Source organism: Salinimicrobium xinjiangense DSM 19287 (assembly GCF_000423585.1).
Taxonomy (GTDB): Bacteria; Bacteroidota; Bacteroidia; order Flavobacteriales; family Flavobacteriaceae; genus Salinimicrobium; species Salinimicrobium xinjiangense.
Genome location: NZ_KE384058.1, coordinates 37,013 through 54,008 on the forward strand (window position 1 = coordinate 37,013; position 16,996 = coordinate 54,008).

At 38.7% G+C, this 16,996-nt stretch carries 12 protein-coding genes and 1 tRNA gene; 6 read left to right on the forward strand and 7 right to left on the reverse strand.

Annotation, left to right across the window (positions count from 1 at the left end):
• Positions 1-367 precede the first annotated feature (367 nt).
• Together G564_RS0117375 and G564_RS0117380 are read right to left on the reverse strand one after the other, a co-directional pair.
• Positions 368-865, reverse strand: a complete 498-nt coding sequence (locus tag G564_RS0117375) for a DUF7282 domain-containing protein (protein ID WP_029038778.1) — start codon at positions 863-865, stop codon at positions 368-370.
• A 972-nt stretch (positions 866-1,837) separates the two neighbouring features.
• Positions 1,838-3,682, reverse strand: a complete 1,845-nt coding sequence (locus tag G564_RS0117380; RefSeq protein ID WP_029038779.1) for a glycoside hydrolase family 2 protein — start codon at positions 3,680-3,682, stop codon at positions 1,838-1,840.
• Between the two features lie 328 nt (positions 3,683-4,010).
• On the opposite strand from G564_RS0117380, the gene G564_RS0117385 reads away from it, so the two are divergent.
• Positions 4,011-5,927 carry a tetratricopeptide repeat-containing sensor histidine kinase gene (locus G564_RS0117385; RefSeq protein WP_029038780.1) on the forward strand — a complete coding sequence of 639 codons (1,917 nt, stop codon included), beginning with the start codon at positions 4,011-4,013 and terminating at the stop codon, positions 5,925-5,927.
• Positions 5,928-6,112: 185 nt separating this feature from the next.
• The gene (locus G564_RS0117390; RefSeq protein WP_029038781.1) at positions 6,113-7,246 is read left to right on the forward strand and encodes a sensor histidine kinase; all 1,134 of its coding nucleotides are present in this window, start codon (positions 6,113-6,115) and stop codon (positions 7,244-7,246) included.
• A 300-nt stretch (positions 7,247-7,546) separates the two neighbouring features.
• Here G564_RS0117390 and G564_RS20035 read toward each other — a convergent pair whose 3' ends face one another.
• Positions 7,547-8,386, reverse strand: a complete 840-nt coding sequence (locus tag G564_RS20035; RefSeq protein ID WP_051205593.1) for a M23 family metallopeptidase — start codon at positions 8,384-8,386, stop codon at positions 7,547-7,549.
• Positions 8,387-8,504: 118 nt separating this feature from the next.
• Between G564_RS20035 and G564_RS0117410 the strand changes: the two genes are divergently transcribed.
• The 4 genes from G564_RS0117410 to G564_RS0117425 all read left to right on the forward strand — a co-directional run bounded on the left by G564_RS0117410 (position 8,505) and on the right by G564_RS0117425 (position 12,653).
• Positions 8,505-8,578: transfer RNA gene (locus G564_RS0117410), tRNA-Arg, on the forward strand.
• 211 nt (positions 8,579-8,789) lie between these two features.
• A complete protein-coding gene (locus G564_RS0117415; protein ID WP_029038782.1) occupies positions 8,790-9,518 on the forward strand; it encodes a hypothetical protein in 729 nt (242 codons plus the stop codon).
• A gap of 14 nt (positions 9,519-9,532) precedes the next feature.
• Complete coding sequence (locus tag G564_RS0117420) at positions 9,533-11,215, forward strand: ATP-dependent nuclease (protein ID WP_029038783.1); 1,683 nt, start codon at positions 9,533-9,535, stop codon at positions 11,213-11,215.
• Positions 11,208-12,653, forward strand: coding sequence for a UvrD-helicase domain-containing protein (locus G564_RS0117425; protein ID WP_029038784.1), 1,446 nt, complete (start codon positions 11,208-11,210; stop codon positions 12,651-12,653). Before G564_RS0117420 ends, G564_RS0117425 begins: the two co-directional genes overlap by 8 nt.
• Before the next feature lie 37 nt (positions 12,654-12,690).
• Here the strand turns inward: G564_RS0117425 and G564_RS19605 are convergent, their stop codons facing one another.
• From G564_RS19605 to G564_RS0117445, 4 genes are all read right to left on the reverse strand, one after another.
• Positions 12,691-13,644, reverse strand: coding sequence for a DUF6371 domain-containing protein (locus G564_RS19605; protein WP_051205594.1), 954 nt, complete (start codon positions 13,642-13,644; stop codon positions 12,691-12,693).
• A 68-nt stretch (positions 13,645-13,712) separates the two neighbouring features.
• Complete coding sequence (locus G564_RS19610; RefSeq protein WP_051205596.1) at positions 13,713-15,419, reverse strand: DNA primase family protein; 1,707 nt, start codon at positions 15,417-15,419, stop codon at positions 13,713-13,715.
• Positions 15,420-15,493: 74 nt separating this feature from the next.
• The gene (locus tag G564_RS0117440; RefSeq protein ID WP_029038785.1) at positions 15,494-15,790 is read right to left on the reverse strand and encodes a helix-turn-helix domain-containing protein; all 297 of its coding nucleotides are present in this window, start codon (positions 15,788-15,790) and stop codon (positions 15,494-15,496) included.
• 123 nt (positions 15,791-15,913) lie between these two features.
• The gene (locus tag G564_RS0117445) at positions 15,914-16,810 is read right to left on the reverse strand and encodes a hypothetical protein (protein WP_029038786.1); all 897 of its coding nucleotides are present in this window, start codon (positions 16,808-16,810) and stop codon (positions 15,914-15,916) included.
• Between the last annotated feature and the right edge of the window lie 186 nt (positions 16,811-16,996).

The window sequence follows — 16,996 nt, forward strand, 5'->3', positions numbered from 1 at the left end:
AAAAAATGCCCCCTCCAAAAAGAGCCCCGGAGGGGCGACATATTTGCGATTGCATTTACATCATTATTTTTAGTCATATAATAGTGGTCAGTGGTCAGTATCTCCCCCGCTGAATAGCGGGACTACCGTGCAATAAGATTTTAGGTAACTTTTTTTGATTTAGACTTTCAAAATGTGGGACAGCATATGTAAGCCCCGGCGGGGCGCAATATCAATAGCCCGGGGTTTTCAAAAAGTATGCAGTGTGCAGTTTTTAAGTAGCAGTAATACAATGGTCAGTGATTAATGATTAGGAAATTTAATGAAGATTTTCGGCTAACCATGGAATCCCATTATACCTTATTCCTTATTCATTATACCTTAAAAATTACGGTAGATCAACAACAAAAGATTGACTTATCATGGTATATCCTGCGAAGGGATCAAAAGTTCCCAGGGGAAAGTCGGCATCACTGCTGCCATCATAGGAAAATATCTGATCTCCATCGTCGTGGTGTAGATTTACCCAAAGCCTTTCACCTTGTTGAAGATCCAAATTCTCTTCCAGGTTAATGGAATATTCGGTATAATTTCCGGCTAATACATTTTCGGGTATGGAAATTATTTCAGACATCACCGGTGTGTTATTGCCGCTATCTCTTCTCACTACTATCCAACCATCCATAGGCATTGTGAAGTTTTCAACAAAAACCTCTTCTCCCACTAAAGGTATATCTGAAAGAGTAAAACTACCTATGGCTGCCGATTGTGGATTGTCATTTGGATCATCTATTGGAGCATTATTATCATCATCGCTGCTGCAGGAGATAAAGCCTGTTATTGCGGCAAACAAAACAAACAACATTAATTTTTTTAGGATTTCCATGACGCATATTTTTTAAAATTAATAGTCGAAAACAGGTGGTAATTCTTTTTATCTGCTATCTCCGGAAGGGATCATTTCATAATAGTGAGTGGTGGGAGATTTCCGGAGAGCATCACGCTCATGGGGACTTTAAATCAAAAATGAAAATAGAGGGACTTGAAAAACAGTTCTTTTAGCTCCACTTATGCCGCAGGCCTGTCTGTAAAGTTAGTCCTTCCTTTCATCGGCCAATGGGAATAACAGCATCCCTGGAGGCTTAATTTCTTATTTCCGGATCATACATTCCGGCACTTCAAAGCTACAGGGGATCTCAAACCGAAGGGGAAGAAGAATTTCGGTTTAAATGTTCATTTTTATCTTCAGTATATTAAAGATAATATTTATTCCTGAATTTTAAAAGACTATAAGTCAGTAATTTGAAAGGGGTGTCGGTGCTGTGAATTTCTGATAATTAAGCTTAGAAAGTAGCTTTTCTAATATTGTTTGGCGGAATCTTAATAAAAAGTCCTGCCTCCAGTCTCCAAAAGTCTCTCGGCGGCATGCAGACAGATGGGGGTCAGTTTTCTTTTACCGGACTACCCTGGAAAATATTTTACATTTGGCACATCCCGAGATTCTTCACAATTTCACCGCACATTCTGAATGACAGCAGGTATTGCATAATTCGAATTTCGTAATCATTGTTGTCCGGAAAAAGAATCTAGACCGCTCCGCTTCTAGAATCTAGAACCAAGACTTTTTCATAAGATACTGAAATTCAATGTTGTGAAAATATGTTTTCATGGTAGAATATTTGAAATTCAAAGAACTAAAAACCACCCCCTCAGACTGATAGATAAGATCTCTGATCAGCATTAGCGGGCTTTTTCAGAGGTTCCTTCTGTTTTCATCGGACAACAATTCTTCGTAATTCGTAATTCCTACTTCTAACTTCTAACTTCGTACTTCGCACTTCGTACTTCGTAATTCGAACTACTTCTTCGACTTCAATTCTGTATAATAATCTTTCAGCACATAAAAAGCTTTCTTCCTGTTCCCTTCATTGTCTATTAGGCCTTTTCTGTTCCAGCCTTCCTGGTAGACAGGGTGATTGCGACGTGGGGATCGAAAATCGGTTAGGATCCAGGGGGAGAGTCCACTGTAGTTGTCGGGCATGCGTTTCATCATTTCCACCTGTTCCTTGTAATACCACTCCTGGTATTCTTCGCTCCAGCGCGTCTCCTTGTCGCCCGAAAAACCTGCTTTGGCACCTGCTCCGGTTTCGCTAAAGAAAAGAGGTTTATCATAAGCTACTTCCCATTTTGCCGTTTTTGCATCTCCCGGCAATCCTCCGTACCAGCCCAGGTATTCATTGACTGAAACTATATCTGTAAATTCTCCCAAAGGATCGTCGATCATGAAAACCCCGTCATTGTTTCCCACCTCGAGCGCTGCCGAAATGAGTCGGCTGCTGTCCAGCACACGTGCTTCGGTGATAAGGCTTTTCATAAATTCTGTACGCACGGGAGAAACCGGGGTTTCATTCCCTACCGACCAGATGATGACTGAAGCCCGGTTTCTGTCCCTTATGATCATTTCCCGAAGCTGGGTTTTCGCTTTTTCAAGCACCTCTTCACTTTCGAAATCTATGGTCCAGTACACCGGAATTTCCGACCATACCAGGATCCCCAGAGAATCGGCCATTTTGGTCATGTTTGAATTGTGAGGATAATGCGCCAGCCGCACCATATTGGCGTTGAGGTCCTGTACATAACCAAAAAGTTGCCGCGCATCTTCTTTACTGTGTGCTCTTCTCATTTGCTGCGGAATTTCCTCGTGAATGCTGATGCCGCGTAAAAAGATCTTCTCTCCGTTAAGCAGAATGTCCTTTCCTGAAGTTGCGATCTTCCTGAAGCCGATCTTATCTCTTATTTGCTCGCCGTTAAAGCTGAAAATAACGTCATACAGCTTAGGATTTTCCGGCGACCATAGCTCCAGGTTTCTGGTGTTGAAACTGAAGTCAATACTGTCTCCCGAAGTTTTGATGCGCTGATTAATTTTTAGTTCGGGGATTTCCAGTTTTACTTCGGAAGCAGGGGAAAGGCTATTCAGTTTAATGGATCCGGAGAGATTAAATTGTTTTCGTTTTTTGGCCAGGTTAAAATCCTGCTCTTCATCCAGGTGCAGCGCGTATTGCTGAATGAAAGTTTCGGGAACTTTTACGAGGTTGACATCCCGGGTAATTCCGCCGAAATTCCACCAGTCTGTATTCACCGTCGGGATCTCCTGCGGATGTCTTTTGTTGTCAACTTTAACTACCAGAAAATTCCCCTGTTCTTTCAGCAGCGATTTAGGGATCTCGAAGTTAAAGGGAGTGAATCCGCCTTTATGGCTGCCGATTTTCTTGCCGTTGAGGTAGACGTGAGCATCGTAATTTACTGCGCCAAAATGCAGAAAAACCCGTTCCTTTTCCCCGGGCTTAGTGAAGTCGAATTCACGCTGGTACCAGACTGTACCTTCATAATACTTAAAAACTTCGGCCTGTGAATTCCAGTCCCCGGGTACCTGCAGAGTGAAATTTTCACCATAGTCATGCTCCACGCGATCCCACCTGTTTTCTGTAACCGGCCTGTTCCAGTAAGCTTCGGGATCATTTTCCCTGCGTTCTTTATAGCGGTAATCGTAAAACCCGGTTTCATAAGGATCTATGATATAACTCCAGCTACCGTTGAGAGAAACGCTGTTCCTCGAATCTATATTCATAAGGAGATCTTCCTGTGGCAAGGCAGGCAAGCTGAGGAACATAAAAATAATACAGAGGGCGGTGGTTTTAAACATAGTGTAAAATTTAAAAACTGTAGAAAAAATAAAGGTTTTTACGGGAAATGAGAATCAAAAGAGGTGTCAAAAATGTCATTTTTGGAAGGTCTTCATTCTGTTTAAATTTAACAATTTTTTTTTCATTGTACCTTATAAATTATAAAAGCGATGTACGGGCAACAGGCAACCGGAACCCTTAACTCATAAACCCGCAATCCATAACCGGCAACCCGCAACAGGCAACAGTAGACAGGCTACCCGCTACTCCTTACCCGACAAACGTGTAGTTTAACTATTTTTTTCTACTAATTTAACACATGTTCTTACAATTTGTTAAATTTGAGATATGAAGCATCTGGGAATACTATTACTTTGTTTGCTTTGCCTTCCCGGGTGCGGGAAAGAGGAAAATACTCCTGCCAATATAGCTCCAGAAAAGGGAACTCCAGAATATTATTACGAATTGGGATATGAATCATCAGATCCCGCCGAAAAACTGGAATTCTATAATACCGGTCTGGAACTGGTCGAAGATCCGCAGGATACAATATTACCTGCCTTGCTCGAAGGAAAAATATACGCAATGAGCAGGCTCGGGGAACTGGAAGCCACCGAAGTCTGGATCGATAGTCTTATAAAAGTTGCAGAACTGCAGGGGGATCTTTTCTATCACGCCAAAGGCTACTACAGAAAAGCTGTAATGAACCGCTATCTCTCGAATCCGGAAGCCGTTTTTGAAAATAATTTTCTTTCAAGGCAGCTCTACCTTAAGATGGGAGACACGGCTATGGCCGCAAGACGATCCCTGGATATGGCAAATGCACAGTATGAGCTGGGGGACCTTACCGGTGCCCAGGAATCGGCAACAGAAGCTTTGAAATTTCTGGATGCCGAAAAAGATGCTCACTATGTTAGTTCTGCACATAATGTTGTAGGTCTGTCTTATATGAACCTGGGATTCTATAAGGAAGCAAGGGAAGAATTTCATAATGCACTAAGTTTTGCCACATCCCGTAAAGACAGTATAAGTTACCTTCACAATATTGCTATTGCACACAAGAATGAAGGTAATTTTGGTGAGGCCCTGAATATTCTTGAAGATATCATTCATAGTTCTGAACCCGATACAGAATCCAGGAACAGATTTTTAGATAATTATTATTACATGAAATGGTTGCAGGATTCTGCCGTTAAGGTGGAGGATGAACTGCTTGCTGTAGTAGAGGCAAGGCTTCAACGTAATGACAGGGAAGGACTTATCACAAGTTACAGTCATTTATCTGATTATTACGGGAGTAAAGATCCCGTGAAATCGAAGGCGTACGCCGAAGCTATGTTTAAAGCGGCTAAGGAGAACCGTACTACAACCTCTGAAGTGGATGCTCTTTCGAAACTGATCTCTCTTAGCAGTGGAGCCGAAAAGGATATTTATCTGGACCGGTATATGAGTTTGAGTGACAGCTTACAGGAAGCAGGCCTGCGTAGTAAAGCTCATTTTGCGAAGGTGAGATTCGACGAAGAGCGAAAACAACAGCAAATTAACCTGCTTAGAGCAGAAAATGTGAGCCAGGCGCTTCGCACAGAAAAGCTCCGCACCCGCACAGTGATCATCTCACTTATTGCCTTTCTTATATTATTCACGGCAATGGCTTTGATATATTACTTCAGGCAGCGGGCAAAAAAGGAAAAACTAAGGGAAATTTATCTTACCGAACGAAGGATCTCCAAGCGCATACATGACGAGCTGGCGAATGACATCTATAATGTAATGAGCACGCTGGAAAATGTGGCTCCGGTTCCTGTGGTAGATAAGTTGGAAAAGATCTATCACCGTACCCGGGAATTCTCACGGGAAAATAATGAGATCGATACCGGCGAAAGCTATGTAAATGATTTGTTATCTATGCTCTCTCACGCCACACCCGCGAATGTGAAATTAATAGTCAAGGGAGAGCAGGAGATCAACTGGAGTCGCCTGGAGCCCGAGAAAAAGATCGTGCTTTACCGAATCCTTCAGGAAATGATGGTCAATATGAAGAAGCACAGTAAAGCCTCACTGGTTGCGCTTATTTTCTCTACGGAAAAAAATCTGCTGAAGGTTAGATATTCCGATAACGGGATAGGTACTACAGCCAATGAAATCCACTCGGGCAATGGCATAAAGAACATCTGTATGCGGCTGAAAACAGTTAACGGAAAACCTGTTTTTGACACCGAAGGGAAAGGCCTCAAAAGCGAAATTTCAATTCCGCTTATTTCCTGAAATTCTGCTGCAGCGACTGACTGTTTAGGTTGATACAAGGGACGCTTCAGGTCCCAAAAATGCTGTTTTCCCAAAACTTTTTTTCAGACTCACCTTTATATTTTATCTACAGCAGGATCTTAACAGCTCTTTTTCGGAAAAAAATTATATCTTGAAAAATTCAGAATTAAAGAAGTTCCCCATTAATGAAATATGCCGCACAAGTTCTAAAGAACGAAAAAGAAATTATAATTAATACCTGGATCGACCAGATCAAAGAGGATGTCTCGGCTACCCGAAATACCAGTCGCATTGTATTACGCGACCACGTGCCACAGCTATTAGATGACATTATTCGTGTTATGGACCGCTTTGATAAGTTCGATGTGGTGGAGGAGGAGATGATCTACCGGGAGATCTTTGAGAGCAGTGTAGAACATGGAAGGCACAGAGCCACATCTGAAGGCTATTCCCTGGGGCAGATCTTAAGAGAATATATCCTTTTTGATAAGGTGATCACCGTATCTCTAATTGACAATAAAGCTTTTTCGAAAGAGGCCGGGATGGTAATAAAATATTCAATCGAAAATGCCATGCTGTACTCTGCAATTGCGTTCACCGATTCGCTTCAGGAGATGAGACATAAGCTTATTGCCATGGTGGCCCATGATATGCGGAATCCTATTTCGGCTGCTCTTTTCGCCGTAAAAGCGATGAAGTATGAAGATGGACCCGAACGTTTCGATAAGATAAAAGAAATGGCAATAACCAGTCTTGGAAGAAGTGTAGATCTTATTGAAGGTTTACTCGATTCTGTCACTATACAGGCAGGGGAGGGAATGATCTTTAATTTTTCGCAGCAGAACATTGTAGACTATCTTCAGGCAGTATATCAGGAGGCTAAACAAAGTTATAGCAATCCGTTTATTTTGGAATGTGATGAGAAAGAGATCTCCGGAGTTTTTGACGGCACCATGGTGCGCCGGGTTTTGGAGAATTTTATAAATAATGCGGTAAAATACGGGCGCAGGAATGGTCCTATCAGCCTTAGTTGTAAGAACAATGGAGATGTAGTGGAATTCAGTGTGCACAATGAAGGCAATCCCATCCCGGCAGAAAAACAGGAAGCTATTTTTGAGTTTCTCGACACTTCTGAAGGATTAGGCCCGCTCGGATTAAAAAGCAGGGGGATTGGCTTATATCTGGTGAAAGCCGTAGCCGAAGCTCATTCGGGAGAATTGCGCCTTAAGAGCAGTGAGGAAGAAGGTACCACCTTTAGTATTTCGCTGCATAAATCAAGTCGGGAACCGGGAAAATTCAGGGGAGCCGTTAAGAAGTGATGACATAGCTGTAAAGTTAATTGAATATCTGGAACTCGAGCTGCAACCAAATCATAAACAGAAGGATAAAACAGATAAGCAGATAGGTGAAAATATGAGTTGTTTTCTGGAACACAACCGAATAGAAAAAATATTTTAGAAGATTTCTTCTCTGCTGAAACTCTGTCATAGGTAATTTTATATCCTGGAAAATGGTTAGCTTTGAAAGGGAAGTGAACAGACAAAGGTAAGGGATAAAAAAGGATTCACGGTCTGTTTCGAAGAATATGAAATTTGTCCAAAGCTCAACTTTTGGAAGGTTTAAATTGGGCGGAGAATGACATTTTTCTTAAGATCTTCACCTTTAAAACCTTCTGTAAAATCTACGGGCACAGAACGGAATCCATCTGCTGTTGTGTCGGGCACCATTACATTGAAATGTAGATGAGGTGTATCTGAAAATCCGGTATTTCCCGAAAGTCCTATGGCTTGTCCCTGTGTTACCCAATCCCCCTGTTTCACAAAACTTCCCCGCTGGACCAGGTGGGAATACTGAAAGAACCTTCCGGTTGATGGGTCATAGACGAGGATCCTGTTGCCGAGATTCAGCCACCGGATGTCGTTCCCGCCATATTTGTACTCTTCCATCATTTGTACCACGAATCCACTGGAGGCTGAATAAACAGTATCTTTAATATTTAGCTTAAAGTCTATGGCATAACGTGATCTGTCCTGGTTATGGCTGTATTTTCCATTATGTCCCTGCAAAATTTTCACTGCTTTATTCCTTGTGACCGGCAGGGCTACCGGACTATGAATTACCGGATGGTTCAAATCCCCGTAGTCAACTTTAAAAACAGGCTGCAGGTTTGTATGCTCCTTAAGAGGAATTTTGATTATTGTATCCTTCCCGGGCGGCAGAAGAACCGGTTGCAGGTTTTCCAGCAGTGGATTTAAATTGCTCTGCTGTGCCGAAACGTAAAAACGTATCGGTGCTTTTAGGAAGTTGGTGAGCTTCAGCTCTAACTCCTCATCCTGAATATCATATGATGCAGCTGCCTGTGCGGTGATGGGAATAGGAGTAACGGGCTCCCGTGGGGGAGCTGTCTTACATCCGGAGAGAAAGATAAGAAGGCATAATACCCTGATACTGATTTTCATTGGTTTCAAACTGAGCCATTCCAAATATATATCTCTTTTCGGAAATTAAAGGCCAGCCTTTTTTTGATAAAAATGTTTTCCTGTTTTATAAAATACCCTATATTTGCACCCGCAAAAAGGCCTCGTGGCGCAACTGAATAGCGCATCTGATTACGGCTCAGAAGGTTACAGGTTTGAATCCTGTCGAGGTCACAGATTTAATCCGCAACACACTGATAACAAAGTGGTTGTGGATTTTTTTATGCTTTTGTACCGCCCGATGTGTGGCCGGATCTCCTCATCTCCTTTTATCCGGTTTAAAACTATAATAACTCCACCCAGATTTTTAGAACGTCAAAAATTCAAGATAAAAAAGAGCTAATCAAATAATTTATTATTGATTTGTTAATTATATCCAATCCGTATGAGTGAAATTGATAAGATTTTTAAAGGCCTAGAAGAAACTTGTTACACATCCCTGTATTTCAAGGATGGTGATTATACCAAGATTAAACCAGAATATTTATTTACAACTCTAGTTGCTAAGCAATTTGCAACTCAAGAATCAGAATTTATTATAAAATTAGAAGAGCCAACTCAATCATTTGCAACTAACTGTGTTCCACAAGCTAATTCCCAATATAGATTTTCTAGTTTTAAAAATGTCTGTAGAAATGGTAAAATAGATATTGCCGTATATACAAATAAGCAACAGGATGGATACTTAAATGAATATATGCCATTATTTCCTATTGAAATAAAAGGAGTAAATCCTCAAAAAGTTAAATTTACTCAAGATGTAAAAAGAAACCTAGAATATTTTTCTATTGAAGATGAAAATACTGGTTCCTCAATTTTGAAACAAGCTTATAATATAGCAGTAGAAATTCCTCGCAGGTTTCTCTATGAGGAGGAAAAAGAATCTTTTGTAAATTCTGTCAAAAAGAAATATGAAAACTGGATTAAGGTTTTTGACCAAATCGCTTCAAGTTTAGGTTTAGACATCACTGTAGAAACGAGACCTATTTTAGATAGGCTGTACAAGGAATCCGATCAAATTAATCGAACTTATAATGAGACGGAATGGGATTTTTTTGATGATTGGCATTTGTACATCGGTGTAGTAGTTTCTATCAAAAAAGTTCAATTCTAAACTAGTAATTATAAATGGCAAAAATTCATAATCTTAAAATATCGAATTTTAAAGGCCTTAAAAGGTTTGAACAAGTTTTCGGAATAACAGACTTCATTTGTTTAATAGGTAGAGGTGATTCGGGTAAAACTACCATACTCGAAGCAATCTCTGCCGTTCTTTCACCTAATTGGAACCTAAGTTTTTATGACTCTGATTTCCATAATGGAGATATTTCCAATCCTATAGAAATAGAGGTGTCTTTATACGATTTACCTGCCACACTTATTCGGGAATCCAAATTTGGTCTCTTTATACGGGGATTAAATGTAAAAACAAATAAAATAAGTGATGAAATTGAAGATGATCATGTATCTATTCTAACCGTAAAACTTATAGTCGACAAAAATCTGGAACCTAAGTGGTATGTAATAAATAAAAGGGAAAGCCAACAACCCATTGAAATAAGAACAGGGGATAGAGCCAGTTTAAACGTTTTTCTGATTTCTGACTATGTTGATGGACATTTTTCTTGGAGCAGAGGGAATCCATTAAATGCATTACTTAAAGAAGAAGAAACTACTACAGAGAAATCTAATGTTCTTATTGATGCTTTTAGAGAAGCGAAAGAAAAGATTGATTCAACATCCTTCAGTCATTTAGATAATGTTGTCCAAAAAATAAAGCTTTCGGCAACTGCATTAGGTGTTGATATAAATGATACTCAGACAACCATTGATTTTAAGAACATTGCCTTAAAAGATGGAAGAATTTCTCTCCATGACCATACTGTACCCTTTAGGCTAAAAGGGAAAGGTTCAAAAAGGCTCATTTCAATTGCAATACAACTCGAGGTTGCGAAGACGGGGGGAATATTGTTAATAGACGAGATAGAACAGGGTTTAGAACCGGATAGAGCTCAACATTTAGCAAGAGTTTTAAAGAAAAAGAATAAAGGGCAAGTATTTATCACGACCCATTCAAGGGATGTTTTAGTTGAATTGACAGCAGGTGATGTCTTCAAAATGAAGAAGGGAAACATAAACCTCCATTCCTTTGACTCGTCTCTTCAAGGTTGCATTAGGAGAAATCCGGAAGCGTTTTTTTCAGAACGAGTTTTAGTTTGCGAAGGTGCTACAGAAGTTGGTATTTGTAGAGGTATTAACAATTTTAGAATAGAAAAAGGTGATCCTAATGCTGCACTTCTTGGGATAAGGTTTGCGGATGGACAGGGAGGTTCAAATCACGTTGAATACGCCAAAGCCTTTAAAAAATCCGGATATGATGTTTCTTTATTCTGCGATTCAGATGTTCCAGAAATAAATAAAGTTAAACCCAAATTAGTAGAACTCGGAATAAGAGTAATTGACTGCGAAAACAGCAAATCGATAGAAAATCATTTATTTGAAGATTTACCATGGGAAGCCGTGCTGAGTTTAGTTCAATATCGTATTAAGGAAAAAGGAGAGTCAAGCGTGCAGGATTCAATTGAATGGAGATATGATGGAGATTTTCCTTACCAGTGGAGGTCCAATGATCATCCTGCAATTCGCGATGCAATTTACCAAGCGTCAGTGACAAAAAAGAAGGAGTGGTTTAAAAGGACTGATCACGGTGAATTTGTTGGGAGAATTATTTGTGAAAACAGCGATGCTATCAAGGAAAAAAAATTAGGTCAAATTTTTCAGGAATTATCTAACTGGATGGAAAATGTTTAATCATCTTGAATTTATTTCCAGGCACAAAAGCATGTTAATAGCCCCCGCAGGTTTTGGGAAAACACATACAATTGCAGAATGTCTGAAGACATTCGAAAAAGGAGATAAACAACTTATATTAACTCATACGCATGCAGGAGTAGCATCTATTAAGGAAAAAATAAAAAATGAGGGAATTTCAAGTTCTATCTGTGAGGTAGAAACTATAACAAGTTTTGCTCAAAAATACGTCTTAGCTTTTTATTTTAAAAATGATATTCCAGACCAAGATGATAGTAAAAATTATTATTCATTTATTATAGAAAAAGCGATAGATCTATTTAAACTCAGTCCAATCCAACAGATAATTTCAACTACCTACAAAGGCTTATTTGTTGATGAATATCAAGATTGTACTGTTAAACAGCATAACCTAATTCTTCTACTTTCAGAATTATTTCCTACTCATATTCTTGGGGATTTTCTTCAGGGAATTTTTGATTTTAATGGAGAGCAACTTGTAGATCTAACCGATTCTCTAATGATGAGGGGATTTATAGAATCAAAATATGAATTGGACAAACCGCAGCGGTGGTTAAATGGGAATAATGCTTTTTTAGGTGCTGACTTGAAGAGCCTAAGAGAGGTGCTTATTGATCAAAAGGAAGTAGATTTTAGGAAATATAATTCGTTTGAATTGAAACTGATTTCTGAGAGAGATTTATATAATCCCCGAACAGAATATTGTCGGCAGATAAGGAGTCTAATGAAAGAAAAGAGTATTCTTTTACTGCATCCGGATTCAACTAGTGTTTATCCTCGTCTAAATATTATAAAAATGTTTAACAATGAGTTTACTTTAGTGGAATCTATTGATGATAAGGAATTCTATGTCCTATCCAAAGAGTGCGATTTACTGAGTAGAGAAAATGTGCGAATCAAGTTATTTGTCTTTTGTAAAAAGATATTTAATAAAACAGGAGTTGCCAACTGGTTAAATGAAAAGGGTTTAAAAAGAAAAATTAAACAAGAGGATAAGGAGTTACTCGAGCCTATAGAAGCTATTATTTCTTTTCTAGAAAAGGAATATTCACACTATAAGTATGCTCAATTATTAAAGAAATTAAAAACATTACCTGGCATAAAATGTTATAGAAGAGAACTTTTTAATACTCTTTGTATTGCACTTGAAGACGCCGAAAATGACGAAATTTCTGTTTTCGACTCAATGAAAAATAAAAGGAATCAAACACGTAGGATCGGAAGAAAAATATATGGTAAATCGATTGGTACCACACTCTTAACAAAGGGATTGGAATTTGATACAGTAGCAATTATAAATGCACATAAATTTAATTGTCCTAAACATCTATACGTTGCTATGACTAGAGCATCTAAACGATTAGTTATATTTTCAAATAAAGCAAAGATCCATTTTGACAGTGACAATAACTTTTAATTTTACTAAAGCGCACCAATTTTAGCAATTGCCAATTTCAGGCGTAAATCGTTCTCACCCTCCATATCCTCAAAATGTAATCCGCAATATCCCATCCCTCTTGTTTCTGGTCTGCAGTAGCTTTTTTCTCCACAAGATCAGAAATGAAGTACTTGATATTGGGCGGCAGATCAGCAACTTTCTCGTTCCAGGTACCATGACAGCCGGCATCGGGAAAAAGTATCACTTCCCGGTTCGCTAAAGGTTTGAGCATTGAGGCTTTGAGATTCATTAAACCTCCGGTAGCCATCCAAATAAATTGAGGGTAGGCAATAGAGGCGATTACAGCTGTTTTCTCACTCTCCACTATAGCGATTGCCTTTTGCTTATCAGAATTCAGCAGGTGAAGCCCAAAGAGGCACTGCTTGAGATTAAAATCCTGGAGCTTCAAGACTGAATGAACCCAGTTCACTTTCTTTTTCTTTCCCGTGAGTCTGTTGTATAACATCATTTTCCCGGTCCGGACTTTATTCTGCTCGTCAGTTTGCCAGAAGACAGTCGCTCCTTTCCATTTTTTGGAAGTGCCTATCTTGTACTTTCCCATTACTTCTGCTATGGCAGCATTGCCTATAAAAGATTCCAGAAATATTAGAAAGTTATTCGGGTGTGATCCTTCGAGGCTTTTAAGAAACAATTCTTCATCAATAAAAGAGGCCGGTTGCGTTTTTTGTTTTGCCCGAAAAGCCACCTGCCTTAAAACTGCAGGATTTATGGTTGTGTTCTGGTGCGAATGATCAATTGAAAAAGATGTCTGACTCTGGAAGAACTCTTTCGGAGTTAGGTGATAGCCGCATTTTTGCTCCCTATCGCATTTGCCAACTTCTAATCCAACGTACTCTTTTTTTTCCTCGTCAATATACCGCGTAAATGTATGTTTCTCACCACAGGAGGGGCATTCATACCTGTTCTTTGAGGAGATGTAAGGTTCTAAGGTAAATCTATATTGGGACATAAAAAGGTTTTAAATGACTTGCATTAAGAACACCTTCTACACTGTTAGTGTAGAAGGTGTATAAAATGTTACTCTTCAGAAACTTTTTTTTCTGCAAAAACTACCCATCCGGTGTTTTTGCGATCTGTTTCAAAACCCCCATTTTCGAGACGTTTTCTGAAAGTGCGATCGGAACATGGTCGGTTGGTGTTTTCAAGGCAATACTGTCGGTATTCCTGATATAACTCCTTCAACTTAATTTCCTCAGTACAGGATTTATGGTAATCATTATCATCAATAAAGCTTAACACGGAATCACTTTCCCTTCTAAATTTATTCACTTCCTCTTCCACAATTGTGCTGGAGGTAAACTTCTTCTTTTCCAGTAATCGAAGCATACCTACCAGAATCCAGTTAAATATACCCGGTAATTCCTGTCTGATTATTTTGGTAGAAAGGTTTTTATCTTGCCTCTCTTCCGGAATGGTTACTCGAAAAGGAATGATCAGAAATCGTCTAAAGAATGCGTGGTTGTGCTCAATGTCCGTAGGAAGTTCATTGGCATTAAACATCAGTTTGGCATAGTCACGCATAATAAACGATTGCTTGTAAACCTGACGGACATCTATTGGCTCCCTGGAAACTAATTTCTTAAAGATTTCCGATTGAACTGAAGTACTTGTTTCACTGCAGTAGTTAAGAAGCTTATCCGATATCATAGATCGGGAATCCTTGTCTTTAGTAAGACTGTCCAGGCTATAACTCGAAAAGTTTTCTTCTCCCAGTAGAGCACTTATGATATCGAAAATGACACTTTTTCCATTGGATCCACCACCATATAAGAACAAGGCTTTTTCAAGCTTCAGTACGTTATTCTTGATAAAAATTGAACCGAGATATTCAGAAAGTATATCCTGCAATTCCTTGTCTGGTATAACTTCATCTAAAAACCTAGAGAAGAGAGTCATATTTGCAGTTTCCTCATATTCGAAAGGTAATTGGTAGGTGAGAAAATCTTCCTTTCGGAATTCTCTTAGCTGCTGAACATCTTCCGAAATCTCAAAAGTTCCGTTTTGGAGGTTGATTAAGGTTACCTGTTTATTATCAGCTAAAGACGTCTGAAGTTTACCCTCGCCCGCAAATTGTTTAAACAGGTCGTCTTTGAATCTATAATATTTCGCTTCAAGCTTCCCAGCTCCCATTTTTAAAGCAGCTTCCCCCAGAAAATACCGAAATTCCTCTTCATCCACTTTTTCCCAGTATCTCTTATTGAATAAGTAGATTAAGCCATTTCTGAATATAATATCTAATTCAAGCTCCCTTGCTTTTTCTATAATAAACTGGATGCTTAGAACAACGTAATATTTGCGCGGCAAAGGCTTTTCATTATCCATCCATTCTGCTTCAGTTTCAAAATCCTTCAACTCCAGATTTTGCAGGATGAAATCCAGATTATTGGAGAGGGTAATCTTTTTTTCTAATTGCTCTGCTTCATTCACTAAATCTTCAATCGTGATGTTGTCCTCTGCAGTTGAATCACCGTTGCAACCGTCTAATTGCTTTTCGGTTGATTCACTGTTGCAACTGTCGTCATTAATTGCAGTTGAATCCAGCGGTTGTTGAGCGGTTGAGCCGTTGTTTGGCAGTATTTTTTCATCATTTTTATCCGCTTTTTTGTCTTTGGTACCGTTGGAGAAATGGGTCTTATTTTCCTTTTCATCGGCACCTTTTTTTGGTGTGAATTTACCTTTTAGAGAAGAATTGTTCTCGTGATTTTTTTTCTGTAAATTTGACATAACAAATAATAGAGATTATTTCCGGACTGCGAATCCGGGAGTTAAAAAATTGAGCTTCAAGAATAACTGCCAGGTTATTTTGAAGCTCTTTTGTTTGAATTAAGAAGAATGTTTTCAATTTCAGATCTATTAAATCTGATCCTGGTACCGATTTTATGCGCATGAATAACGCCTTCCTTGGTCCAGTTGTGAATTGTTACCAGAGAGACTCCTAAAAGTCTAGAAGCTTCCTGTCTTGTGATCCAAACAGTTGGTTCTTTGGGAGAGAAAATTTTTGCAAGCTCCTGCAGCTCTTTCCTGAAGTCTTCTCTTATCTCCTTCCGTAATTCATCAGGAGAGATACCATGTAATTGAGTGATTTCTTTACTCATTTTTAATTATTTTAGATTAATTATTGAGTTGTAAAGATAAAGTGAGCCTAAGCAGACATACGCTGCACTATTGGGAAGTAAATGGGAAGCTATTGCGGAAATTCGAAAGTAATCAACAACTAATCAATCAATTGAGTTTGGCTTAAATGTAAAACTTTTTTTAAGTTTTTTAAATAGATCAATATCATCACTATCTGCAGCTACTCTTTTATCAAGCTTTTTAATATCTATGTTATGTTTGTTTTTTAAAAATTTGAGGTACGGCATTGGCTTTACTTTTTTATAGATGAAATCTTCATCCTTAAAAAAATCAAAGAGTTTGGTAAGGAGAGCAGGACCGAGGTTTGCCTCTTTCTTTTTCTGATCCTGAACTATGTGGTTAAATAAATGATATGCATATTCATTTAAAAAAATCTCTGGATATTCATTTTTTAATAAGGGCTTTTCTTGCCTCATATCACTTAGCTTTCCTTTTTCAATTTGTAAATCTTGAAAGAGGGACTTTAGGTATAAAAATTCTACAATAGCAAATTCATATTCATGGAAATCACTCATTAACCTTTCCATTTGTATAATCCAATCCTCCTGATTTTTTGGTGACAATTTTATCACCTGGTCTTGAACATCTGTTGGAAGTGAATTAAATACCATGTGAGGAAAACGCGAATAACAACTGTTTTCCGGAAAGGAGGATGGTAAAAGATTCAAAAACATACCTTTTGCTGTAAAGAGAGCTTTTAATTGTAAAAGACGCTCTTGTACTAAATCAATTTTCTCTTCAGTACTGATGCAATAGAATAATCTGTCATCATATTCCATCCGCTGCTCCTCCAGAATATAATCCAGATTATTATAAAAGTTCTCACTGAGATAATCGATCATCAACCGCATTCCTTCTTTCTGGGCGGGAGATTTTAGAGACCAAGTCCTGGTCAGCTCTTTGTAACTTTCTTCTTTTATATTTTTATTCCAGTCTTCTGTACATTCCTCAAACTTTTTTCTTAATCCAGTATATGTCATTTCTTCATTAAAAAATTTGAATAATCTAAAAGGTTAAGCCTCCGTCGGTCTATCCTTGTACTGACCTTCGGCCAGTTCTACATTTTTTTTATTAGGTTGTCCACTTCAGAAAAGAGGACTTCGCCGTGTAATTTTTTTTGACTGCCAAACGAATGCGGCGTAGGCGCCTCAATTGAATATCCGCCG

Excerpts from the sequence above, each read along its gene's own strand:
- G564_RS0117375 (WP_029038778.1), bottom strand. The coding sequence starts at position 865 with ATGGAAATCCTAAAAAAATTAATGTTGTTTGTTTTGTTTGCCGCAATA.
- G564_RS0117380 (WP_029038779.1), bottom strand. The coding sequence starts at position 3,682 with ATGTTTAAAACCACCGCCCTCTGTATTATTTTTATGTTCCTCAGCTTG.
- G564_RS0117385 (WP_029038780.1), top strand. The coding sequence starts at position 4,011 with ATGAAGCATCTGGGAATACTATTACTTTGTTTGCTTTGCCTTCCCGGG.
- G564_RS0117390 (WP_029038781.1), top strand. The coding sequence starts at position 6,113 with ATGAAATATGCCGCACAAGTTCTAAAGAACGAAAAAGAAATTATAATT.
- G564_RS20035 (WP_051205593.1), bottom strand. The coding sequence starts at position 8,386 with ATGAAAATCAGTATCAGGGTATTATGCCTTCTTATCTTTCTCTCCGGA.
- G564_RS0117415 (WP_029038782.1), top strand. The coding sequence starts at position 8,790 with ATGAGTGAAATTGATAAGATTTTTAAAGGCCTAGAAGAAACTTGTTAC.
- G564_RS0117420 (WP_029038783.1), top strand. The coding sequence starts at position 9,533 with ATGGCAAAAATTCATAATCTTAAAATATCGAATTTTAAAGGCCTTAAA.
- G564_RS0117425 (WP_029038784.1), top strand. The coding sequence starts at position 11,208 with ATGTTTAATCATCTTGAATTTATTTCCAGGCACAAAAGCATGTTAATA.
- G564_RS19605 (WP_051205594.1), bottom strand. The coding sequence starts at position 13,644 with ATGTCCCAATATAGATTTACCTTAGAACCTTACATCTCCTCAAAGAAC.
- G564_RS19610 (WP_051205596.1), bottom strand. The coding sequence starts at position 15,419 with ATGTCAAATTTACAGAAAAAAAATCACGAGAACAATTCTTCTCTAAAA.
- G564_RS0117440 (WP_029038785.1), bottom strand. The coding sequence starts at position 15,790 with ATGAGTAAAGAAATCACTCAATTACATGGTATCTCTCCTGATGAATTA.
- G564_RS0117445 (WP_029038786.1), bottom strand. The coding sequence starts at position 16,810 with ATGACATATACTGGATTAAGAAAAAAGTTTGAGGAATGTACAGAAGAC.